16 protein-coding genes and 1 pseudogene are annotated in these 22416 nt (G+C 70.8%); 2 read left to right on the top strand and 15 right to left on the bottom strand.

What is annotated here, in order from left to right; all coding sequences use genetic code 11:
- Positions 1 to 212: 212 nt before the first annotated feature.
- Entirely contained in the window at positions 213 to 1601 is a 1389-nt protein-coding gene (locus AB0J04_RS31115) for an OFA family MFS transporter (RefSeq protein ID WP_363171925.1), read from the top strand.
- Position 1602: 1 nt separating this feature from the next.
- Positions 1603 to 2011, top strand: a pseudogene (locus AB0J04_RS31120) (MFS transporter); the annotation flags it as partial.
- A gap of 143 nt (positions 2012 to 2154) precedes the next feature.
- Here the strand turns inward: AB0J04_RS31120 and AB0J04_RS31125 are convergent.
- The 15 genes from AB0J04_RS31125 to AB0J04_RS31195 all read right to left on the bottom strand — a co-directional run bounded on the left by AB0J04_RS31125 (position 2155) and on the right by AB0J04_RS31195 (position 22035).
- Positions 2155 to 3321 carry a sugar phosphate isomerase/epimerase family protein gene (locus AB0J04_RS31125; RefSeq protein ID WP_363171926.1) on the bottom strand — a complete coding sequence of 389 codons (1167 nt, stop codon included), beginning with the start codon at positions 3319 to 3321 and terminating at the stop codon, positions 2155 to 2157.
- Positions 3322 to 3424: 103 nt separating this feature from the next.
- Positions 3425 to 4822 carry a nucleotide pyrophosphatase/phosphodiesterase family protein gene (locus AB0J04_RS31130; protein ID WP_363171927.1) on the bottom strand — a complete coding sequence of 466 codons (1398 nt, stop codon included), beginning with the start codon at positions 4820 to 4822 and terminating at the stop codon, positions 3425 to 3427.
- Positions 4819 to 6060, bottom strand: coding sequence for a metabolite traffic protein EboE (gene eboE / locus AB0J04_RS31135; RefSeq protein ID WP_363171928.1), 1242 nt, complete (start codon positions 6058 to 6060; stop codon positions 4819 to 4821). The genes AB0J04_RS31130 and eboE overlap by 4 nt, the downstream gene beginning before the upstream one ends.
- Before the next feature lie 3 nt (positions 6061 to 6063).
- Positions 6064 to 6912, bottom strand: a complete 849-nt coding sequence (locus AB0J04_RS31140; protein WP_363171929.1) for a TatD family hydrolase — start codon at positions 6910 to 6912, stop codon at positions 6064 to 6066.
- Entirely contained in the window at positions 6912 to 7748 is an 837-nt protein-coding gene (locus AB0J04_RS31145; protein ID WP_363171930.1) for an EboA domain-containing protein, read from the bottom strand. The genes AB0J04_RS31140 and AB0J04_RS31145 overlap by 1 nt, the downstream gene beginning before the upstream one ends.
- A complete protein-coding gene (locus tag AB0J04_RS31150; protein ID WP_363171931.1) occupies positions 7745 to 8773 on the bottom strand; it encodes a sugar phosphate isomerase/epimerase family protein in 1029 nt (342 codons plus the stop codon). The genes AB0J04_RS31145 and AB0J04_RS31150 overlap by 4 nt, the downstream gene beginning before the upstream one ends.
- The gene (locus tag AB0J04_RS31155) at positions 8770 to 9996 is read right to left on the bottom strand and encodes an inositol-3-phosphate synthase (protein WP_363171932.1); all 1227 of its coding nucleotides are present in this window, start codon (positions 9994 to 9996) and stop codon (positions 8770 to 8772) included. Before AB0J04_RS31155 ends, AB0J04_RS31150 begins: the two co-directional genes overlap by 4 nt.
- A 180-nt stretch (positions 9997 to 10176) precedes the next feature.
- The gene (locus AB0J04_RS31160; RefSeq protein WP_363171933.1) at positions 10177 to 11616 is read right to left on the bottom strand and encodes a ThuA domain-containing protein; all 1440 of its coding nucleotides are present in this window, start codon (positions 11614 to 11616) and stop codon (positions 10177 to 10179) included.
- A 14-nt stretch (positions 11617 to 11630) separates the two neighbouring features.
- Positions 11631 to 14126 (bottom strand): carbohydrate-binding protein, encoded by a 2496-nt coding sequence (locus AB0J04_RS31165; RefSeq protein ID WP_363171934.1) that lies wholly within the window; start codon positions 14124 to 14126, stop codon positions 11631 to 11633.
- A 151-nt stretch (positions 14127 to 14277) separates the two neighbouring features.
- Complete coding sequence (locus tag AB0J04_RS31170; protein ID WP_363171935.1) at positions 14278 to 15276, bottom strand: sugar phosphate isomerase/epimerase family protein; 999 nt, start codon at positions 15274 to 15276, stop codon at positions 14278 to 14280.
- Between the two features lie 21 nt (positions 15277 to 15297).
- On the bottom strand, positions 15298 to 16506 hold the full coding sequence (locus AB0J04_RS31175) for a Gfo/Idh/MocA family oxidoreductase (RefSeq protein ID WP_363171936.1): 1209 nt from the start codon (positions 16504 to 16506) through the stop codon (positions 15298 to 15300).
- Between the two features lie 551 nt (positions 16507 to 17057).
- Complete coding sequence (locus AB0J04_RS31180) at positions 17058 to 18119, bottom strand: substrate-binding domain-containing protein (protein WP_363171938.1); 1062 nt, start codon at positions 18117 to 18119, stop codon at positions 17058 to 17060.
- A 17-nt stretch (positions 18120 to 18136) separates the two neighbouring features.
- Complete coding sequence (locus AB0J04_RS31185) at positions 18137 to 19153, bottom strand: ABC transporter permease (RefSeq protein WP_363171939.1); 1017 nt, start codon at positions 19151 to 19153, stop codon at positions 18137 to 18139.
- A complete protein-coding gene (locus AB0J04_RS31190; RefSeq protein ID WP_363171940.1) occupies positions 19150 to 20688 on the bottom strand; it encodes a sugar ABC transporter ATP-binding protein in 1539 nt (512 codons plus the stop codon). The genes AB0J04_RS31185 and AB0J04_RS31190 overlap by 4 nt, the downstream gene beginning before the upstream one ends.
- A gap of 165 nt (positions 20689 to 20853) precedes the next feature.
- The gene (locus AB0J04_RS31195; RefSeq protein ID WP_363171941.1) at positions 20854 to 22035 is read right to left on the bottom strand and encodes an ROK family transcriptional regulator; all 1182 of its coding nucleotides are present in this window, start codon (positions 22033 to 22035) and stop codon (positions 20854 to 20856) included.
- Positions 22036 to 22416: the final 381 nt, after the last annotated feature.

Below are 22416 nucleotides of genomic sequence, written 5' to 3' on the forward strand. Positions count from 1 at the left end.
TTGGGGGGGGGGGGGGGGGGGGGGGCCCCGGGGGCGCGGGGTGTTTTTGGGGGGGGGGGGGGGGTGTGTCTTTTGGGCTCGCTGGAAGTCTGGTTCGGGGGGGGGGGGGCCGCTGTGTGCGCCGTGGGGCCGCCCCCGGGACCCGTGCGCGCACGAAAGGCATTGGACAGGGGGCGCTGGCCAGAACTTTCGACGCTAGGGGTGCGACACACATGACAACCACCGACATCTCGACCTCTCTCCCCTACCGGGAGGTGGCGGACCGCAACGGTCGCGTGTACCGGCTCGGGGAGACCGACCGGGACATCATGGGACGGCCACGATGGACCATGGTGCTCTTCCCGTGGATGGGCATGCTGGGCATCAGCTCTTCGGAGTACGCGTTCACGTCCGCCGAGGACACCCTGCACGAGGCCCATCTGTGGAGCAGCGGGCACATTTTCTGGCTGATGGGCGTCTGGGTGTTCTTCCAGGCCGCCGTCGCCTTCCCCGCCGGGCAGCTGCGGGAGAGCGGCAGGCTCCCCGCGCGGTACGCGATGCTGCTGGGCGCGCTGGGCACGATCCTGGGGTATCTCTCGCTCGCCTTCGCACCGCATGTGATCGTCGCCTACATCGGCTTCGGCATGTTCAGCGGCATCGGCGCCGGTCTCGTCTACGCGACCTGCGTGAACATGGTCGGCAAGTGGTATCCGGAGCGCAAGGGCGGCAAGACCGGCATGGTCAACGGCGGTTTCGCCTACGGCTCGGTGCCCTTCGTCTTCCTGTTCACCTCGTACATGGACCTGAGCAACTACAAGAGCGTCCTGGTGACGGTGGGCGTCATCTGCTGCTCGGTCGTGGCGTTCGCCGGGTGGTTCTTCAAGGACCCGCCGAAGAACTGGTGGCCGCCGCACGTGGACCCACTGAGGGCCACCGACGACCCGAAGATCCGCCGGGCCCTGGAGAAGAACCCGCCGGCGGTCAAGCAGTACACCCCCAAGGAGGCCGCTCGCACCCCCGTCCTGTGGATGATGTGGTTCTGTCTGCTGTGCACGGCCGGCATCAACATCTTCGGCATCGCCTTCCAGGTGCCGTTCGGCAAGGACATGGGCTTCGCGGGCGGGATCGTGGCCACGGCGATGTCCCTGAAGGCCATCGTCAACGGCACCGGGCGCGGTGTCATCGGCTGGATATCGGACCGCTACGGGCGGCGCAACACGCTGATCATCGTGTGCGTCGTGCTCGGCACCGCGCAGTTCGGCGTGCTGATCTCCGGCCAGATGGGCAGCATGCCGTTCTTCCTGTTCTGCTCCATGGTCTCCGGCTTCGGCGGCGGCGCGATCTTCCCGCTGTTCGCGGCCATGACGGCGGACTACTTCGGCGAGAACAACAACGCCACCAACTACGGGATGGTCTACAGCTCCAAGCTGATCTCGGGTCTCGTGGGGTCCGGAGTGGGCTCGATCGTGGTCGGCGTGTGGGACTACGAGGGCGCGTTCGTCATCGCCGGCTCCATCGGTCTCGCCTCCGCCGTCCTGGCCACCTTCCTGAAGGCGCCGGGCCGGCCGAAAGCTCAGCGCATCACTCCCAACCCGCACCCGCTCGGCGAGGAGACGGCGTGACATGACGGCGGACCCCATCGCCGCGAACAGCTCTTCGGCAGACCCCGACGCCGCGAACCGTCCCCACCGCGAAGTGACCGACTCCGGGGCCGCGTCTACCGCGTCGGCGAACCGGACCGGGACCTCCTCGACCGCTGACGCGCCTTCATGGTGTACCTGCCCTGGATCGCCATGATGGCCATCAGCGTCTTCGAATACGAGTACGACTCGGCGGAGGGCACCCTGTCCGCAGGGCCATATACCTCGGCGTCGGCATGTGCGCGGTCGGCGTCCTCGCCCTGTCGCACCTGAACGACGTGCGGCCGGCGACCCTGGGCTTCGGCGTCGTCGGCGGCATCGGGTCCGGCCTGGTGTCCGCGACCTGCATCAGCGTGGTCGGCAAGTGGTTCCCGGAACGCCGGGGCGGACGAGCGAGGTGAACCGGACTCCGCGACCGCAGCCCGTCGGCTGAGCCGAACGGCACGGCTGCGCCGCCTCACGGCAGCCGGGCACCGGACGGCAGGACGGCCCTCCCCACGCGGCACATCGCGGGGGAGGGCCGTCCGGCGCATCGTCAGTGGCGCTTGCTGCGCAGCGCCGCGAGGTTGTCGTAGCCGGTCTTCGCGTACGCCAGCGACTGCGCGGGGTCGGTGGCGCTCGGGGCGTTGTCCTGCTCGACCATCGGGTTGTGGTAGTCCCGCTCGCCGACGCGCGAGAAGAACGTCCGGTAGTCGATGACGCCGGTCCCGAACGGCACCATGTCGTACCCCATGCCGTTCGTGGTGTTGACCGTGCCGTCCTTGGCGTGGAAGAGCGGGTAGCGCTTGTTGTTGCAGGCGACGAGCCCCGCCGGGTCGAAGACCTTCTCCCGGGTGGAGCCGTCGTGGGCGGTGTACGTGTGGAACTTGTACTGGGCCACGTGCGCCCAGAAGACGTCCATCTCCAGCCAGACCGTCTTCGGGTCGGTGACCTTCAGGAAGTACTCCAGCTTGCGGATGCCGGAGCTGCGGGTCGGACGGCCCTGGGCGTCGAGCGGACCCCCGTCGAGCAGGAAGCCGTACGCCGCGTCGTGGTTGTGGGTGTACAGCTTGATGCCCTCGCGGCGGGCGATCCGGCCCAGCGCGTTCCACTTGTCGGCGGCCACGTCCCAGTCGGCGCGGTAGGAGCTGCCGGTGGGGTCGCCGCCGGTGCCCATGTGCGCCATGCCGAGGATGTTGGCGATCTCCAGGTGCTTCTTGAAGGTGTCCAGATCAGCCGTGGTGAGCGGCCAGGACGGCGGTATGAAGCCGTGGTTGCCCTGCGCGCGCAGCCCGTAGTCGTCGAGCCATCGGCGCAGCAGCCTGGCGCCGGCCACGGATTCCAGGCTCGCGCCGCCCGGGGCGTTGGCGTGCTGGCCGTATCCGGCGAACTCCACCTGCCGGTAGCCGAATCGCGAGAGCTGTTTGAAGACCTCGCGGAAGCCGGAGGGCAGGTCGGTGGCGAGCGGGTCGCGGCCCGTCGCGTCGCGGACGGTGTAGAGGATGATGCCGCGCCGGTTGGCGGGGACGAGTGTCTCGCCGCCGTGGTCGTGGCCTCTGCCCCGGTCCTGGGCCTGGGCCACGGCGGGTGCGGCGCCGAGGACGGGGGCGGCGATCACCGCCGTCGCGGCGGCGGTGCAGGTGCTGAGGAAGCGGCGGCGGTTGACGCCGAGAGCGCGACGCAGGGCGTCGCCGGTTCCGGATTCGTCGTTGAACGCGGTCACGGTGTCTCTCTTTCGGGTCGGTGTGCAGCGGTGGCGGGTGGGCCGTTGTCAGTGGCGCGTGTTTCACTTTCTGTAGTCGCTCGTCACGGCTTGTCAGGTCTCGTCATCCGAGGCCGGCCAGGTCGAGCAGCAGGGATTTCACTTCGGTGGCCGCGACGCGGCCGGTTACCGCGCGGGGGGTGGAGCAGATGAGGAGCGGACCGTCGTCGTCGCTCAGGGGAAGGCGGCCGTGGCTGCCGCGAAGAGGCGAGGGATCGAGGGGCACGACCGCCATGCGGTAGCGCATGCCGAGCTTCTTGCGGGCCAGCGCCGTGGCCGCCTTGATCTTCACGTAGGGGTCCTGGGGATCCATGAACAGCTCGACCGGGTCGTAGCCGGGTTTGCGGTGGATCTCGACGAGGCGCGCGAAGTCGGGCGCGCGGGCGTCGTCGAGCCAGTAGTAGTACGTGAACCAGGCGTCCGGCTCGGCCACCGCGACGAGTTCGCCGGAGCGCGGATGGTCGAGGTGGTGCGCCTTCTTGCCCTCGTCGTCGAGGAGTTGCTCGATGCCGGGAAGATCGGCGAGCGCGGCGCGGACGGCGTCCAGGTCCTCGGGTCGGCGCACGTAGACGTGGGCGATCTGATGGTCGGCGACGGCGAACGCTCGGGACGCCATCGGGTCGAGGTACTCCATGCCGTCCTGGGTGTGCACCTCCAGCAGCCCGGCGCGGCGCAGGGCACGGTTGATGTCCACGGGCCGACTCACCCGGGTGATGCCGTACTCGGAGAGCGCGACGACGGTCCGGCCCTCGGCGCGCGCGTCGGCCAGCAACGGGGCCAGGGCCCGGTCCAGGTCGGCGGCGGCTTTCAGGGAGCGGGGGTCGTCGGGGCCGTGGCGCTGCAGGTCGTAGTCGAGGTGCGGGAGGTAGCAGAGCGTCAGATCGGGGTGGCGGGTGCGGATGATGTGACGGGTGGCGTCGATGATCCAGCGGCTGGACGTCAGGTCCGCGCCGGGTCCCCAGAAGTGGAAGAGAGGAAAGGTGCCGAGCTTGGCGGTGAGTTCGTCGTGCAGGGCCGCGGGCCGGGTGTAGCAGTCGGGTTCCTTGCGGCCGTCGGAATAGTAGACGGGACGGGGGGTGACGGTGATGTCGGTGTCGGCGCCCATGGCGTACCACCAGCAGATGTTGGCGACCGTGTAGCCGGGGTGGGCGCGGCGGGCGGCGTCCCACACCTTGTCTCCGGCGACGAGTCCGTTGTGCTGGCGCCACAGCAGGACCTCACCGAGCTCGCGGAAGTACCAGCCGTTGCCGACGATGCCGTGCTCGGCGGGGAGGGCGCCGGTGAGGAAGGTGGACTGGGCGGCGCAGGTGACGGCGGGCAGAACGGTCCCGAGCGACGCCTGGGAGCCGGACCGGGAGAGCGACCGGAGGTGGGGCATGTGGTTCAGGAGACGGGGGGTGAGGCCTACGACGTCGAGGACGAGGAGCGGGGTGGGGGCCGCCGCTGTGCCGGGGGCCGTCACGGCAGCTCCTTGAGGCCGAGGTCCGTCAGGAGGTCGCGGGCGAAGGCGAGTTCTGCGGCGATGCCGTCGGCGAGCTGGGAGCGGGCGCGCGGACGCAGCTCGGGCGGGAGGGCCTGCCAGGTGTAGGTCTCGACCTCGAGGTGACGGGTGAGCGGGTGCGGGCCGCCGACGAGGCCGGTCAGCGCGGCTTTGAGCACCGGGAGGGTGGCGGTGAGGGGCGCGACGGGGGCCGCGTGCAGGGGGATGTGGAAGTGGGCGCGCCAGGGAGTCCCGTCGGGCAGGGCGCCGCCGGCCAGGGCTTCGCCGAGGTCGTCGGTGCCGTGCAGGCCGGCGGCGGTGGCCGTTCCGGTCGCAGGGGCCGTTCCGGTCGCGGGTGCCGGGGCGGCGGCGGGGGCCGGGGCGGTGGCGGTGACCGTGCGGGTCTGGTGCAGGAAGCGGGGCTCGTCGAACTTGGCGAGGGCTTCGCGGACGGCCGGGAGACGGGGGTGTTCGGCGTGCAGGGCGGCCGACAGCTGGGATTTGACGATGGGGACGCGGGCTTCGGCCAGCGCGTCCAGGGCGGTGTCCGGGTCTTCGAAGGAGGTGGCGAGATGGCACGTGTCGACGCAGACGCCGATGCGGTCGTGCGCGATCGCGGTGAGCGGGGTGAGGGCGTCGGCGGTGGTCTCGATGATGCAGCCGGGTTCCGGTTCGAGACCGACGCGGACGGAGCGGCCGGTCAGGTCCGCCAGCGCGTCGAGGCGTTCGGCGAGGGTGACCAGGGCGGTGCGGGCCGTCTCGGCGCGGTCGGCGTTCCAGGCGGTGCGCCAGCCCAGCGGGAGGGTGGAGACGGTGCCCTCGGTCACGTCGTCGGGGAGGAGTCCGGCGAGAACCCGGGCCAGCGCAGTGGTGTGGTCCAGCCGTTCCGGGTCGGCCCAATCCGGCTTGTACACCCGGTACTTGACCTCCTCGGCACCGAAGCCCTCATAGGGGAAGCCGTTGAGGGTGACCACCTCCAGGCCGCGCCGGTCGAGCTCGGTGCGCAGCCCGCGCAGCGCCGCCGGGTCGGCGTCGAGAGCACGGGCGGCGTCCTTGGCCAGCCACAGACCGATCCCGAGCCGGTCGCGGCCGAGCCGGCGGCGGACGGGTTCGCAGTGGTCCCGGAGTTGCGCGAGGACACCGTCGAGGGTCTCGGCGGGGTGGACGTTGGTGCAGTAGGCGAGGTGGACGGTCGTGCCGTCGGGGTGCCGGAAGCGCATCGCTCACTCCCCGCCGCGCAGGATGGAGTTGCCCTCGTGGGTGGCGTCGAGGGTGGCCACGTCGAGACGGAGGCGGCCGCTGAGGCCGTAGAAGGCGACGGGGTTGCGCCACAGGACGAGATCGACGTCGTCCTCGGAGAAGCCCTCCGCGAGCATCAGGTCGGCGACCCTGCGCGTCTTGAGGGGGTCGCTCCTGCCCCAGTCCGCCGCCGAGTTCACCAGCACCTTGTCCGGGCCGTACCCGCGCAGGATCTCGATCATGCGGTGCTCGTCCATCTTGGTGTCGGGATAGACGGAGAAGCCCAGCCAGCAGTCGGCGTCCTTCGCCTCTTTCACGGTGGTCTCGTTGAGGTGGTCGAGCAGGACCCGGTCCGGGGACAGCGCGGACTCCCGCACGACGTCGAGGGTGCGGCGCAGGCCGGCCAGTTTGTCGCGGTGCGGGGTGTGCACGAGCGCGGGCAGGGCGTGCTCGGCGGCCAACTGGAGCTGGGCGGCCAGGGCGGTGTCCTCGGCGGGAGTCATCGAGTCGTAGCCGATCTCGCCGACAGCCACGACGTGGTCCTTGACCAGATAACGGGGCAGTTCCTCCAGTACGGCGGCGCAGCGCGGGTCGTTCGCCTCCTTCGGGTTGAGGGCGAGCGTGCAGTGGTGGGCGATGCCGTACTGGGCGGCCCGGAAGGGCTCCCACCCGAGGAGGGAGTCGAAGTAGTCGAAGAACGACGCCGGGGACGTGCGGGGCTGGCCCAGCCAGAACGACGGCTCCACTACGGCACGGACGCCGGCCGCGTGCATCGCCTCGTAGTCGTCGGTGGTGCGCGAGGTCATGTGGATGTGGGGGTCGAAGATGCGCATCAGGACTCCTTGCCGTGGGGGTGGGCCGGGCGGTGGACACTTCCCGTGCCGTGGGGGTCCGTGCCGTGGAGATCTGGGCTGTGACGTTCTGGGCAGTCGGGGGTGCTTGCCTCGTCCGGGGCCTGGGCCTGGGCCTGGGCGGGTGTGGCGGGCGTGGCGGGCGTGGCGGGCGTGCCTGTGTCGGTCAGGGCCAGGACGCGTTGCAGGTCGGTGGGCACGGGGCGGCCCGCGGCGGTGCGTTCGGCGGCGTAGTCGCCGAGCATGCGCGCGAGTTCGCCGTCGGCTCGGGCGCGCTGTTCGAGGCCTGCCACCTCGTCGACGGGCACCCCGACGAACAGGCACTTCAGGACGGCGTGCCGCCAGGCGTGGGCGTCGAGGTGGCGGGCCGCGTAGGGGCCGACCGCGGCGGCGAGGAGCCGGGTGTCGTGGGTGCGCAGGGCGTCCTCGACGAGCGGGAGGGCCTCGGGGCCGGGAACCAGATGGGGCAGCGCGTGCAGGACCGCGCGCCGCTCGTCGGCGGTGCCCTGGTGGTAGACGCGGGCCAGGGTGGCCGGGTCGGCGCGGGCGGCGTGGAGGATGAGCAGCCGGGCGGCTTCGGCGTGCCGACTGCCGCATCGGCGTCCGGCCTCAGCGAGCCTCAACTCCCATACGGAGATGGGTCCGTGGGTGCCGGGGTGCGCGGCGGCTTCGTCGAGCGCCCGGCCGAACCAGGCGCGGGCGGCCTCGTCGAGATGGGTGTCGAGGTGGCTGCGCAGGGCGTCGAGGGGAGTGTGGGCGGGGGTGGGGCCCGTCTGTTCCGCTTCCGGGGTCGCCGGGGCGGCTTGGGGGCGGGTCATGGGGTGCTCCCTTCCGGGGTGGCGGAGGGCTCGCCGGGTGCCGGGTGCGGGTTCGCGGCTGGGTGCGGGCGGCCGGGATGGGGGGCGGCGGACCGGTCGTAGGCGGCCTCGGCGGATGCCGCCGCGCGGCGGAGGAAGGGGAGGGAGAGTTCGGCGTAGTGCGGGCCGGCGTGGGAGTGACGGGGCAGTTCGACCACCGTCAGCCCGCGGTAGCCGGTGGCGGCCAGGGCCGCGAGGACGGCCGGGAAGTCGATCTCGCCCGCTCCGAGAGGGAGGTGTTCGTGGACCCCACGGCGCATGTCCTCGATCTGGACATGCCGCAGCCAGGGGCCGGCGGCGCGGACGCAGTCGGCGGGAGGGAGCGGCTCGAGGCACTGGCAATGGCCGATGTCGAGGGTGAGGCCGAGGAACGCCGGGTCGCCGAGGGTGCGGCGCAGCCGGTGGAAGTCGGCGAGCGTCGCGAGCAGGTGGCCGGGTTCGGGTTCGATCGCGAGGGGGATGCCGGCGGTCGCAGCGGCCTCCAGGACGGGGGTGAGCGTGTCGGCGAGGCGTTGCCATGCCGTCTCCGGGTCGGTGCCCGGCGGCATCGTCCCGCTGAAGCAGTGGACGGCGTGCGCGCCGAGGTCGCCGGCGATCCGGACGGCGCGCAGCAGCAGGTCGACGCGGCGGGCGCGGTCGTCCGGCTCCGGGTCCAGCAGGGACGGCCCGTGCTTGCGGCGCGGGTCGAGGACATAGCGGGCGCCGGTCTCCACGGTGACGCCGAGCCCCAGCGCGTCCAGCCGGTGCGCGAGACGCCGGGTGCGGGCGGCGAGGTCCGGGGCGAGCGGGTCCAGGTGCATGTGGTCGAGCGTCAGTCCGACGCCGTCGTAGCCGAGGTCGGCGAGGAGGCCGAGGGCGTCGTCGACGCGGAGATCGGCGAGGCCGTTGGTGCCGTAGCCGAAGCGGAGCGGGGGCCGGGTGGTCTCCGCGTCCGCGGGCCCGACGACTCCATGCGCCGCCCGCCCGTCCCGCCCTTCCCCGCTCACCCCGTCTCCCCGCCGGACCTCGTGGTGGATTCGCGCCGTGCCCCGGGCGTATGTCGTCCGCCGCGTTCGCCGCCCTCGCCGCCTTCGTCGGACTCGCCGGGCCCGCCCTTCAACCGCTGGGCGAACCGCGCCAGCTCCGTGTGCTGGTCGGCCAAGGCGGACGGCGCGTCGCCCACGGGGTCCTTGAAGAAGAAGGCGAGTTCGGTGAGCGGTCCGGACAGGGCCACCTCGTGGGCCCGGGCCGTGAGGCGGGCCAGGTCGAGGACGAGGGGCGCCGCGAGCGCGGAGTCGCAGCCCTGCCAGATGGTCTGGAGGATCATGCGGGTGCCGAGGAAGCCGTCGAAGGCGACGTGGTCCCAGGCCGTCTTCCACTCCCCCAGGACGGGGACGTCGTCGATGTGGACCTGGCCTTCCGGTGTGGTGCCCAGGGTGTCGGCGAGGACGCGTTCCTTGCCGGCGTTCTTCGCCTCGGCCGCGGCCGGGTCGGCCAGAGCGGCTCCGTCGCCGCTGCCCAGGAGGTTGGTGCCGGACCAGGCCCGGACGGCGAGCGCCCGCCCAGCGAACATCGGGCCGAGGGCGGAGCGCAGGAGTGTCTGGCCGGTCTTGCCGTCGCGGCCCGCGTACGGCAGTCCGCTCGACTCCGCCAAGGAGGCGAGCGCCGGATGGTGCAGCCCCGTGGACGGAGTGAAGTTGACGTACGGGCAGCCCGCGCGCAGGGCGGCCGCCGCGTACAGGGAGCTCGACGGGAGCGCGGGGCCGGTCGCCGCGGGTTCTGTGGAGGCCACGTTCACCACCACCGCCCGCGCCAGACCGGACCGTCGCACGAAGTCCCGGATATCGGCGGCGAACACGGAGATCAGCTGTTCCTCGGTCCGGGTGTCACCGCCCGGGACCGGACCGCCGGGTCTGATCTCCCGGTCGGCGGCGGTGAGTTCGGCGTCCACCGCTGCGGGAAGACCCGCCGGGAGGACCCCGCCGGCCACGAGCTGCTCGGCGCGTTTGGGGAGAGGGCAGTCGCCTGTGTCGTGTCCGCCGAAGACGAGGCGGGACAGGGCCGGCAGGCCACTGTCGGCGAAGGCAGGCGTCTCGGTGACCAGACCCGTCGGCGGGTGCAGACCGGCCGTGACGGCCGCGCACCCCGCGACCACGGTCGTGGCCACGGAACCGCGGGCCCCGATCAGCCAGACGCCGACGCGCGGGGTACGGGAGAGGGACGCGGACATGAGCAGCCTCCTTGTCGTGCGCGAACCCCGAAGAGCGAGAAGGAAGAGAAAAGGGAGAAAAGGGAGGGGCGGCAGCGAGGGGAGAAAGGGGACGGAGAGGCGAGACGGAGAGGCGAGGGGGACGAGATGAGTGAGGTGGGGACGGCGGGCGGGGGTCCGGCGTCCCCCGCCCGCCGCCGTTCAGTCGCCCTGGACGGGCCGTTCCCCGCCGGGCAGTTCCTTGATCCGGACGTCGCGGAAGGACACCTGGTCGTCGGCTCCGTGGTTCTGCAGGCCGAGGTGTCCGTCGCGCAGGCTGCGGGCCGGATCGGTGTTGGTGAAATCGTTGATCTTCTCGCCGTTGAGCCAGACGCGCAGGCGTTCGCCTTCCACGCGGATCTCGTACGTGTTCCACTCCCCCGGCGCGTTCAGCGCACGGTCGCGCTTCTTCAGGTCGGCGGACCGGAAGCCGTAGACGGACCCGGTGGTTCTCTCGGGGACGTCGGTGGCGTCGATCTGGATCTCGTATCCGTTGTTCACGGCGGACCACGGGTCGTCCGACGGCGGGAAGCCCACGAACACACCGGAGTTGTCGTCCCCGGAACCGGCACCGGAGCCGCTCGGATCGCCGGCCGTGGTCCTCCAGTCGAGCTTCAGGGAGTACGACCCGAAGCTCCGATCGGCGTACCAGAGCAGGCCCATGCCGCCCGTAGACGTCAACGTGCCGTCGCCGGAGAGGGTGAAGGAACCGGGTCCGGCCTGTCGCCAGCCTTCCAGGGACGTGCCGTCGAACAGTGGACGGTATCCATTCTCCGGTCGACAGTCCGCCTGCATGCCGTCGACTGCATACAAGATCCCGCCCAGCAGGTGTCTACGGAATACCGGATCCCCGTAGGACTCCTTCGTGTGGCCGCCCCCGGTGTAGAAGGCGCGGCCGCCCTGGTAATTCTGGCACCAGGCGATCGGATGGTCACCGTTCATGGTGCCGCCCGTGTACGACGACTCGTCGAGCGAGGCCAGGACGTGCACCCGCTCGCGCGGATTGGAGCGGTAGTTGTACCACTCGTCGGTGCGGCTCCACGTGCGATCGAGTCCGGAGGTCGCCGGGTGGGCCCGGTCCTCCACGTCGACCGTCGCGGACTGGATCGCCGGGTGCGACTCGAACCAGGCGCCGACGACGCCGCCGTAGAACGCCCAGTCGTACTCCGTGTCGGCCGCCGCGTGGACCCCGACGTAGCCGCCGCCGTGCCGGATGTAGCCCTCGAAGGCGGCCTGTTGGACGGCGTCCAGGACGTCCCCGGTCGTCGACAGGAAGACGACGGCGTCGTAGCGCCGCAGGTTCGCCGGCGTGAACGCGCCCGCGTCCTCGGTCGCGTCCACCCGGAAACCGCTCGCCGCGCCGAGCTCCCGCACCGCCGTGACACCGTCCGGGATCGAGTCGTGCCGGAAACCGGCCGTCTTCGAGAAGACCAGCACGCGTTTCCCGCCGGCCACTGTCCCGTGGGCTCCTTTCCCGCCGTCCCCTCTCGTGCTGTCCCCTTTCCCGTCGGGTCCGGAGTGCGACGCGGCCGGGCCCGAGACACTGCCGAGGAGCAGCGCCGCGCCCACCACCGCGGTCGCCAGTCTGCGGATCGCAGGCATCACGTGCCCTCCTCTCAGCCGGTCGTGAAGGTGAAGTCGTCGACGTCGAAGAGAGCGCCGGAGCCGCCCTTGAAGACGAGGTAGAGCGTGGTGGTGCCGCGCGGCGTGCGGGACAGGTCGGCGCTGACGTCCTGGAAGCTCTCCCAGCCGCCGGTCACCGGCACGGTGGCCTTGCCGAGCAGGGTGCCGGTCGGTGAGCCGGCGCGGATCTCCAGCCGTCCGCCCACGCCGCCCGAGGAGACCCGTGCCGTGATCTTCTTGGCATTGCTGACGACGTACGGCGTGAAGGAGATCCAGTCACCGTTGTCGATGTCGCCGACCGTCCTGCCGCCGTGGGCGCCGTCCTTGGTGATGACGGTGACACCGGAGGCGTCGCCGAAGTGCTCGGCCTGACGGTGGCGCGGCTGGAGGACGCTCTGGTCGTGCGAGGTCAGCGCGGCCTGGCCGCCGCCTCCGCCGTCGGTGTACGCCGCGTCGAGCACCCCGAAGATGTTGGCGTCCTCGTCGTGGCCGCCGTCGGCGCTGGTCTGGAGAGTTCCGGTACAGCCTGTCGCCGACGTCACCGGGTGGCCGTGGCTGTCGTGACCGAGGACGAAGGTGACCTCGACCTTGGAGCAGTCGATCGCCTTGCCGTCCTCAGGGTCGGTGACCTTCACCTTGAACGGGATCGCGTCGCCGAAACTGAACAGCTGCCCGTCCTTCGGCGCCTCCAGGACCACCTTGGGCGCCGTGTTTCCCACGACGATCTGCACACTCGCGCCGCCGGTGCGGCCGGAGGCGTCCTCGGCGGTCAGGGTCGCGGTGTACGTGCCGTTCTTCTTGTACTTGTGGGTGGGGTTCGCCGCCGTCGAGGTGCCGCCGTCGCCGAAGTCCCAGCTGTAGGTGAGCGCGTCGCCGTCCTGGTCGGTGGAGCCGGCCGAGGAGAAACGTACCTTCAGTGAGGCCTGCCCCGAGGTGCGGTCGGCCGTGGCCTGGGCGACCGGGGAGTGGCCGTCGGTGGCGTTCTCGATGCGGTACAGACCCGAGTGCTCGTCACCGCCGAACCAGGCGGTGCCGTAGTCGAGGACGTACAGCGCGCCGTCGGGCCCGAACGCCATGTCCATCACCTGAGTGCCGGTCCACGGGACGGAATTGATCGACTGCACTCCGCCGTTCGCATCGCTGGTGATGCGCTTGATCCAACGGCGACCGAACTCCCCGGCGAAGAAGTCGCCGTCGTAGGCCTGCGGGAACTTCACCGGCGAGTCGAGCGAGGCGTCGTAGTGGTAGACGGGGCCGCCCATGGGGGACTCGGAACCGTCGCCGAACTCGGGCACCGACGGGCCGTTGTACGGGATCCAGGCGGGCTGGGCCGGGGGCAGGTCGGTGAGGCCGGTGTTGTGCGGCGAGGTGTTCTTCGGGGCGGCGCAGTCGAAGGGCGCGCCGGATACACCGGTCGCGAAATCGTATGCGATATACGGGTCATTGTCGCCCGTGCAGAACGGCCACCCGAAGTTGCCGGGACCGGTGACCCGCGCGAACTCGACCTGGCCGCCCGGCCCCCGGGCCGGATCGGCGGCACCGGCGTCGGGGCCGTAGTCGCCGACGTAGAGGATTCCCGTGGCTTTGTCGACGCTGAAGCGGAACGGGTTACGGAAACCCATCGCGTAGATCTCGGCCCGCGTCTTGTCCGTGCCGGGCGCGAAGAGGTTGCCGTCGGGGATGGCGTACGAGCCGTCGGCATTCACCTTGATGCGCAGGATCTTGCCCCGCAGGTCGTTGGTGTTCCCGGAGGAACGGCGGGCGTCGAAGGCGGGGTTGCGGCCTTCGCGATCGTCGATCGGCGTGAAGCCGTCAGACTGGAAGGGGTTGGTGTCGTCGCCGGTGGACAGGTACAGGTTGCCCGCCGCGTCGAAGTCGATGTCACCCCCTACATGGCAGCACAGACCGCGCGACGCGGGCACGTCGAGGATCTTCGTCTCACTCGCGGCGTCGAGGGTGCCGTCCGTCTTCAGCACGAAGCGGGAAAGGCGGTTGACTCCGTCGAAGGGAGCGAAGTCGGCGGCCGTGCCGGTCTCGGGGGCGTCGCCCGCCGGGGTGTCCAACGGCGGTGCGTAGTAGAGGTAGATGAAGCGGTTCGCCGTGAACTCCGGGTCCACGCCGATGCCTTGGAGGCCTTCCTCGTCGTGGGCGTAGACGTCGAGTTTGCCCGCCAGCCGGGTGTTGCCGGCGGCGTCGGTGATGCGGAGTTCGCCGTCGCGCGAGGTGTGCAGGACCGAGCGGTCGGGCAGCACCGCGAGCGACATGGGCTCGCCGACCTCGGCCTCCCCCTTGGCGAGGGTGACCTGCTGGAAGTCCTCGGCGGCGGCCGCCGGGTCGGCGACGGCTGCGCCGGCCTGGGGCGTGGTGAGGGTGAGGGATGCGCCGGCCAGCAGCGCGCCGCCCAGGAGGGCGATCGCTCTGCGCAGCGTAGGACGTCGTCTGTGGGTCTCGGCTCTGCGGGTGCCGGTGGTGGGGTCGTTCCCGTGCACGGATGCCTCCAGAAAGGGGCTGGTTGTACGGGCGGGTTCATGCGCCGGGATGCGCCGTCATCCCGGAGACTGATGGAGCGTCAGAGGCTGGTTCGGTTGGGACAGTTCCTGACAGAACGTCAGAGAGTGTTGATTCGGGCCCGGTTCGGGCTCAGTTGCCGAAAGCCGCGTCGAAGGCGACCGTCGGCGGTTCGAAGTCGTAGGCCTTGAGGCGGGCCAGGGCCTCCGGGGCGCCCTGCAGTCGGTCCATGCCGGCGTCCTCCCACTCCACCGAGATCGGACCCTGGTAGTCGATGGAGCGCAGCATGCGGAAGACGTCTTCCCAGGGGACGTCGCCGTGGCCGGCGGAGACGAAGTCCCAGCCGCGGCGCGGGTCGCCCCAGGGCAGATGGGAGCCGAGTCGACCGTTGCGGCCGTCGAGGCGCTTACGGGCTTCCTTGCAGTCCACGTGGTAGATGCGGTCGCGGAAGTCCCACAGGAAGCCCACCGGGTCGAGGTCCTGCCACACGAAGTGACTGGGGTCGAAGTTGAGGCCGAAAGCCGGTCGACGGTCGACTGCATCCAGCGTGCGTACAGTCGTCCAGTAGTCGTATGCGATCTCGCTGGGGTGGACCTCGTGAGCGAACCGCACGCCCTGCGCGTCGAAGACGTCCAGGATCGGGTTCCAGCGCTCGGCGAAGTCCTCGTAACCGCGCTCGATCATCGACTCGGGGGCGGGCGGGAACATGGCGACCAGGTGCCATATCGCGGAGCCGGTGAAGCCGATCACCGACTCGACGCCGAACGCCGCCGCCGCCCTCGCGGTGTCGGCGATCTCAGCGGCGGCTCGCCGCCGCACGCCCTCGGGCTCACCGTCGCCCCAGATGCGGGCGGGCAGGATGGCCTGGTGGCGTTCGTCGATGATGGCGTCGCATACCGCCTGCCCCACCAGGTGGTTGGATATGGCCCAGCACTTCAGGCCGTACTTGTCGAGGAGTTGGTGGCGGGACTTCACGTAGTCCGGGTCCGCGAGCGCCTTGTCGACCTCGAAGTGGTCGCCCCAGCAGGCGAGTTCGAGGCCGTCGTAGCCGAAGTCGCGGGCGAGGCGGCAGACCTCTTCCAGGGGCAGGTCGGCCCACTGGCCGGTGAAGAGTGTGAATGTGCGCGGCATGCTCCAGGCCTTCCTCGGTCCTCAGTCCGCTATCGGGGTGTAGACGGAGTTCTTCTCGGCGCTCTCCTCGACCGCCGCCAGGACGCGCTGCACCTGCAGTCCGTCGGCGAAGGAGGGCTCGGGCCGGTGGCCCTCGGCGACGGCGTGGACCAGGTCGCGGGCCTGGTGGACGAACGTGTGCTCGTAACCGAGGCCGTGGCCCGGCGGCCACCAGGCGTCCAGGTAGGGGTGGTCGGGTTCGGTGACGAGGATGCGACGGAAGCCCGCGTGCGTGCCCGGTTCGGTGGCGTCGTGGAACCAGAGTTCGTTGAGGCGCTCCAGGTCGAACGCCAACGAGCCGCGCTCACCGTTGAGTTCGAGACGCAGAGCGTTCTTGCGGCCCGTGGCGAACCGGGTCGCCTCGAAGGAGGCCAGCGCCCCGGAGGCGAAGCGGCCGGTGAAGAGGGCGGCGTCGTCGACGGTGACCGTGCCGGTGCCGTCGGCGGACGTCGCGCTCAGCCCGCTCGTCTGGCCGCCGGGCAGCGGCCGCTGCCGTACGAAGGTCTCGGTGAGCGCGGAGACCCCGGCGAGCCGCTCCCCCGCCAGGTGTTGCGCCAGGTCGACGATGTGCGCGCCGAGGTCGCCGAGGGCGCCGGAGCCGGCCAGCTCCCGGCGCAGTCGCCAGGTCAGCGGGAACTCCGGATCGACGAGCCAGTCCTGAAGGTATGACACCCGCACATGGCGCAGGGTGCCCAGCCTGCCCTCGGCGACCATCCGCCGGGCCAGGGCGGTGGCCGGAACGCGACGGTAGTTGAAGCCGACCATCGCCAACTGACCGCGCTCATAAGCGGTTTCGGCGGCTCGCGCCATGGTCTCCGCTTCCTCGACGGTGTTCGCGAGGGGCTTCTCGCACAGGACATGTTTGCCGGCGGCCAGCGCGGCGACGGCGATCTCGGCGTGCGAGTCGCCGGGAGTGCAGATGTCGACGAGGTCGACGTCGTCCCGGGCGATCAGAGCACGCCAGTCGGTCTCGGTCGCCGCCCAGCCGTGCCGGTCGGCCGCCGCGCGCGCGGCGGAGGCGTCGCGGCCGCAGATCACGGCGAGGACCGGGCGGCGGGGCAGATCGAAGACGCGACCCGCGGTGCGCCAGCCCTGGGAGTGGGCGGCGCCCATGAACGCGTAACCCACCATCCCCACGCGGAGCGGCGGCTTGCCGGCCTCCGGCCCTGCTGACTGCTGCGGCTGTTCCATACGGTTGTCTCCTCGTCGTCGTGGCACGGTGGGGGGTGGGACGCCGTCGGGCTCAGGGGCCCTGTCCGTCGGCCGACGGACCCCTGGCGGGAACCGATGACACCGCGCGGAAGGCGCTTCGGCCGGTTCGGGCGGGCCCGCCAGGACGGGCCATGCTCGCTCGAGCCTCTACGCCACTGCCGATGGGCACGTCGACCTGCGGGCACGTCGACCCGCGGGCACGTCGACCCGCGGGCCCATCGGCCGCTGGGCCCATCGGGTCCGTCGGGCAGCGCGCGGACGCCGCCGACCTGTGGCCCTTACAGCGAGAGCTTGCGGTGTCCGGCACCGCGGGTGCGGAGCGCGCCTGCCCGACTGCCGATGACTGCGGGCGACTGCCCATGGCCCCTGCACCGGACGCCGTGAGCACAGCCCCGACGGCCCACGGCCCACGGCCCATCGCCCAGACCCGTGCCCCTTGCACTTGGCCCGTGCCCCTGCCCGTGCCCCGGCCCCTGCCATCCGGCAGCCGTCCCCGGTGAGCGGCTCCCGCCCGTCGGACCGGGCGCGTCCTATTTGAAGCCGGTGGACATGTACTGGTCGACGTTGGTCTTGTCGACGACCGCCGAATAGAGGGTGATCGAGGCGGGGATCTCGTACTCGGCGAGACCTCCGACGCCCTTGCCCTGGCCGAGTGCACGAGCGAGGTCGATCGCGGAGGCGGCCATGGTCGGCGGGTAGAGAACGGTTGCTTTCAGGACTCCGCTGTCCGCTTTGATCGCCTGGAAGGCGGCGAGGGCGCCCGCGCCGCCGACCATCATGAAGTCGTCGCGCCCGGCCTGCTCGATGGCGCGCAGCGCGCCCACGCCCTGGTCGTCGTCGTGGTTCCACAACGCGTCGAACTTGGGCTGCGCCTGCAGGAGTTGGGCCATCTTGGCCTGTCCCGACTCGACGGTGAACTCGGCGGCCTGGCGGGCCACCTTCTTGACGTTGGGGTAGTTCTTCAGGGCGTCGTCGAAGCCCTGGGTGCGCTGCTTGGTGAGCTCCAGGTTGTCCAGGCCGGCCAGCTCGATCACCCGGGCTTCGGACTTGCCCTTGAGTTTCTCGCCGATGTAGTGGCCCGCGTTGAGTCCCATGCCGTAGTTGTCGCCGCCGACCCAACACCGGTACGCCTGGGGGGTGTTGAAGATGCGGTCGAGGTTGACCACGGGGATGCCCGCGCGCATCGCCTTCAGGCCGACCTGGGTGAGGGCCTTGCCGTCAGCGGGCAGTACGACCAGGACGTCGACCTTCTTGTTGATGAGGGTCTCGATCTGGCCGATCTGCTGGGCGGTGTCGTTCGAGCCCTCGGTGATCTCCAGGGTCACGTCGGAGTACTTCTTCGCGCGGCTCGTGGCGTTGTCGTTGATGGCGTTGAGCCAGCCGTGGTCGGCCTGCGGTCCGGCGAAGCCGATGGTGACCTGCTTACCTGGCTTGTCGTCGGCGGCAGGCCGGTCGTTCGCCGCCGGTTCCTCGTCCTTGGATTCGTTGCTGGTGCAACCCACGAGGAGGGTGCCGGCGGAGACGGCGGCGGCCCCGAAGAGCATGTTTCTGCGACTGGTGAAGCGGCTCGGATAAGGTGTCGGCTCTGGCATGGCGGTGAACCCTTTCCTCAGTTCGTGCTCGCGGTACGGCGCTGGACCAGCACGGCGGCGACGATGATCGCGCCCTTGGCGATCTGCTGGACGTCGCTCTGCAGGTTGTTCAGGGCGAAGATGTTGGTGATCGTGGTGAAGATCAGTACGCCGAGCACGGACCCGGTGATGGTGCCGCGCCCCCCGGTGAGCAGCGTGCCGCCGATGATCGCGGCCGCGATGGCGTCGAGCTCGTAGAGGTTTCCGTTGGTGTTCTGGCCGGAGCCGGACAGGATGATCAGCAGGAAGGCGGCGATGCCGCAGCACAAGCCGGACAGCAGGTAGAGGTAGAGCCGTTGACGGCGTACGTCGATGCCGGCGAGCCGGGCGGCCTCCGCGTTGCCGCCGACCGCGACCGCACGGCGGCCGAAGGTGGTGCGGTTCAGCACCAGCCAGCCGATGATCGTCACGATCGCGAAGACGATCACCAGCGGCGGGACGCCGAGCACGTACGAGTCGCGCTCGCCCAGGTCGAGGATGCCGTCGACGGTCACGATCTGCGTCCGGCCGTCCGTGATCTGGAGCGCCAGCCCGCGGGCGGAGGCCAGCATGGCGAGCGTCGCGATGAACGGCACCGTCCCCCCGTACGCGATGAGCAGTCCGTTGACCAGACCGCAGCCCACGCCGACGATCACCGCGGTGAAGAAGATGCCCGCGAAACCGTACTCCTGGGTGGCGACCGTGGTGGCCCACACCGAGGAGAGGGCGACGATCGCGCCGACCGAGAGGTCGATCCCCCCGGAGGTGATGACGAAGGTCATGCCGACGGTGACGACGCCGATCACCGAGGCCTGGGTGAGGACGAGTTGCAGATTGCGGGTGTCGAGGAACTCGTCCGGCTTGGTGACGCCGCCGATCACGACGAGCGCGGCGAGCACGCCCAGCAGGGAGAGGGTGCGGACGTCGGTGCGGGCCATCAGGTTGCGCCAGGCGGGGAGCGGGATCTGCGGCACCTTGTCGGTGCTGTCCCGCGGTGGGGAGACGGGCTGCGTCATGACGCCGAACTTCCTTCCATGACGAGATCGAGTACGCGGTGTTCGTCCAGCTCACGGGCGGGTGCCGTGTGGACGACGCGGCCCTCGCGGAGCACCAGCACGCGGTCGGCGAGGCCGAGCACCTCGGGCACCTCGCTGGAGACCAGCAGCACGGCGAGGCCTTCGTCCGCCAGTCGACGGACGACTGCATACAGTTCGGCGCGGGCTCCGACGTCGACGCCGCGCGTCGGCTCGTCGAGCAGCAGCACCCGGCAGCCGCGCAGCAGCCATCGGGCCAGGACGGCCTTCTGCTGGTTGCCACCGGACAGGGTGCGCACGGGAACGGACGGGTTGTCGGGACGTAGCGACAGCTCACGCGTCGCGGCCCGCGCCGCTCCCCGTTCGGCCCGCCGGTCGATCCAACCCGCGCGTGCGAAACGGGACATGGAGGAGACGGAGACATTGCGGGTGACGGATTCCAGCATCAGCAGGGCCTGCGCCTTGCGTTCCTCGGGGGCGAGGCCGAGGCCGGCCCGTACGGCCGCGGGCACGCTGCCGGGGCGCAACGGCCGTCCGTCGACCAGGACTTGGCCGGCGCTGGGCTTTCGCGCTCCGTAGATCGTCTCCAGGATCTCCGAGCGTCCCGAGCCGACCAACCCGGCCAGCCCGACGATCTCTCCGGGCCGTACCGTCAGGTCGAGGGACGCGAACTCGCCGTCCCGGGCGAGCCCACGCACCTCCAGCACCGGCTTCCCGGCCCCGACACCGGCCTCGGCTACCGCCGCGGCATCCGACGGCCGCTCGGGGAAGACGTATTCGACGTTGCGCCCCGTCATCAACGCCACGACCTCGCGGGTCGGCGTCGCCTTGGCGGGCAGCCCGCCCGCCACCGCCCGTCCGTCCTTCAGAACGGTCACGCGGTCGCCGATGCGGCGGATCTCCTCCAGCCGGTGCGAGATGTAGACGACCGCCACCCCGTCGGCGGTCAGGCCGCCGACGATGCGGAACAGGTTGTCGACCTCGTCGGGGTCGAGGGCCGCGGACGGTTCGTCCATCACGATGAGCCGTACGTCGTGGGAGAGGGCCCGCGCCATGGAGACGATCTGTTGCTGCGCCGCCGACAACTCGCCCACCAGACGCGCCGGATCGATCTCGGGGTGCCCAAGTCGCTTCAACAGAACGGCAGTCGAGGCGCGTGCCGCCTTGCCCCGTACGACGAACCCGACGGCCGTGGGTTCATGTCCCAGGTGGACGTTCTCAGCCACCGACAGGTGCTCCACCAGGTCGAGTTCCTGGTAGATGGTGGCAATGCCCAGGCGCATGGCGGCGATGGGAGAGCGCAGGGTGACGGGGTCTCCCTGCCAGCGGATGACGCCGTCGTCGGGCTGGTGCGCACCGGCAAGGACCTTGATGAGGGTGGACTTCCCGGCACCGTTCTGGCCGAGCAGGCAGTGCACTTCGCCGGCCTGGACGTCGAGATCGACGCCGTCCAACGCCCGTACTCCGGGAAAGGACTTGGTGATACCGAACATGCTGAGCAGTGGTGGTGATGCCATGTGGTTCCCCTCGGCGGGCGGGCGGGCCGGAGTCAGGGCAGAACAAGTCGTCGTTCTCAGGGCAGGATCGGGCAGCAGGCGTGCCGGTGAACCGTGTCAACGGGATCGACGGCGGGCTTGCCGAAACCGTGTGTCGGGTAGCGGGTAGCGAGTACGGAAGCGGATCTACGCGGGTGAGAACAGGTGGTCGCTGATCAGCCGGGCAGCGCCGATCACACCGGCGGTGGGGCCCAACTCCCCCAGTACGATGGGTAGGTTGCCGGTCGCGAGCGGCAGCGACTGGCGGTACACCTGGGTGCGGATCGCGGCGAGCAGGGTGTGTCCCAGGCCGGTCACCCCGCCGCCGATCACCACCAGGCCGGGGTTGAAGAACGAGACGAGTCCGGCGATGACCTGGCCGACGCGGTTGCCGCCGTCCCGGATCATCTCGAGAGAGGTGGCGTCGCCCGCGGCGGCCGCGGCGGCGACATCGACGGCGGTGAGGCCGCCGTTCGTCTCCAGCCGTGCCGCGAGTTCCGCCGACAGACCCTGCTGGGCCGCTTCCACCGCGTCACGGGCCAGGGCCGCGCCGCTGAAATAGGCCTCCAGGCAACCGCGGTTGCCGCAGGCGCACGGACGGCCGTCGGGCACGGCCTGGATGTGCCCGATGTCCCCCGCGCTGCCGGTCGTACCGCGGTAGACCTGGCCGCCGACGACGATGCCGCAGCCGATGCCGGTGCCGATCTTGACGCAGAGGAAGTCGGCGACGGTGCGGGCGACGCCCGCGTGCTGCTCCCCCATCGCCATGAGGTTCACGTCGTTGTCGACCATGACCGGGCAGCCGAGCTCCTGGCTGAGCGCCTCCCGCACGGGGAAGCCGTCCCAACCCGGCATGATCGGCGGTGCGACCGGCACACCCTCGGGGAAGCGGACCGGCCCGGGTACGCCGATACCGGCGCCGTCGAAGCCTTCGGCGAGCCCAGTCGCCCTCAACTTCGCCGCCATGGAAAGGACTTGCTCGAAGACCGCGACCGGTCCATCACGTACGTCGAGGGGCTGGTTGAGGTGTCCGAGGGTCTCCAGTTCGGCGTTGGTGACGGCGACGTCGACCGAGGTCGCGCCGATGTCGACGCCGAGCAGGCGCAGCCCCGGGTTGAGCCGGACGTTGTGGGAGCGGCGGCCACCGCGCGAGGCGGCAAGTCCGTCGGCCACGACCAGCCCCGTCTCCAGGAGCCGGTCCACCTCCACCGCCAGCTTGGACCGTGACAGGTCGACCTGATCACCCAGTTGGGCACGGGAGTTGGGGCCGCTGTCCCGCAACAGCTTGAGCAGACGGGCCTGATGAGCGTTCGCGGGTCGTGCCGTCATGCGTCTCACAAACCCCTCCCCGCCTCAATTCGGCCACCAGCGTCGGGCTTTCGAAGGGAACGTAGCAGTGGCTACCCGAACCTGGGAAGAAGATGTGCACGGATTGCCGTCAACTTTCCCCACTCCCAGGACAAAGATCTGGCGCAGCGATGCGGTACGGATGCGCCAGACGCGCCTTGAAGCCAGGGCAGACGGAAGTCCCCTGCACGCGCGCATCGGCGGTCGCCGAACTCACCGTGCGGGTGACGGGTACTGGTGGGAGCATGCCGCCGATCGAGGCATGCGGGCATGCGGGCATGCGGGCATGCGGGCATGCGGGCATGCGGGCATGCGGGCATGCGGGCATGCGGGCATGCGGGCATGCGGGCATGCGGGCATGCG

The organism is Streptomyces sp. NPDC050263 (assembly GCF_040655955.1).
Taxonomy (GTDB): domain Bacteria; phylum Actinomycetota; class Actinomycetes; order Streptomycetales; family Streptomycetaceae; genus Streptomyces.

Bases quoted from the DNA above. Each gene is read 5' to 3' on its own strand.
- AB0J04_RS31145 (WP_363171930.1), bottom strand. From the start codon at position 7,748: ATGACCCGCCCCCAAGCCGCCCCGGCGACCCCGGAAGCGGAACAGACG.
- eboE (WP_363171928.1), bottom strand. From the start codon at position 6,060: ATGCGCTTCCGGCACCCCGACGGCACGACCGTCCACCTCGCCTACTGC.
- AB0J04_RS31195 (WP_363171941.1), bottom strand. From the start codon at position 22,035: ATGACGGCACGACCCGCGAACGCTCATCAGGCCCGTCTGCTCAAGCTG.
- AB0J04_RS31115 (WP_363171925.1), top strand. From the start codon at position 213: ATGACAACCACCGACATCTCGACCTCTCTCCCCTACCGGGAGGTGGCG.
- AB0J04_RS31175 (WP_363171936.1), bottom strand. From the start codon at position 16,506: ATGGAACAGCCGCAGCAGTCAGCAGGGCCGGAGGCCGGCAAGCCGCCG.
- AB0J04_RS31155 (WP_363171932.1), bottom strand. From the start codon at position 9,996: ATGTCCGCGTCCCTCTCCCGTACCCCGCGCGTCGGCGTCTGGCTGATC.
- AB0J04_RS31180 (WP_363171938.1), bottom strand. From the start codon at position 18,119: ATGCCAGAGCCGACACCTTATCCGAGCCGCTTCACCAGTCGCAGAAAC.
- AB0J04_RS31170 (WP_363171935.1), bottom strand. From the start codon at position 15,276: ATGCCGCGCACATTCACACTCTTCACCGGCCAGTGGGCCGACCTGCCC.
- AB0J04_RS31160 (WP_363171933.1), bottom strand. From the start codon at position 11,616: ATGCCTGCGATCCGCAGACTGGCGACCGCGGTGGTGGGCGCGGCGCTG.
- AB0J04_RS31140 (WP_363171929.1), bottom strand. From the start codon at position 6,912: ATGCGCATCTTCGACCCCCACATCCACATGACCTCGCGCACCACCGAC.
- AB0J04_RS31185 (WP_363171939.1), bottom strand. From the start codon at position 19,153: ATGACGCAGCCCGTCTCCCCACCGCGGGACAGCACCGACAAGGTGCCG.
- AB0J04_RS31190 (WP_363171940.1), bottom strand. From the start codon at position 20,688: ATGGCATCACCACCACTGCTCAGCATGTTCGGTATCACCAAGTCCTTT.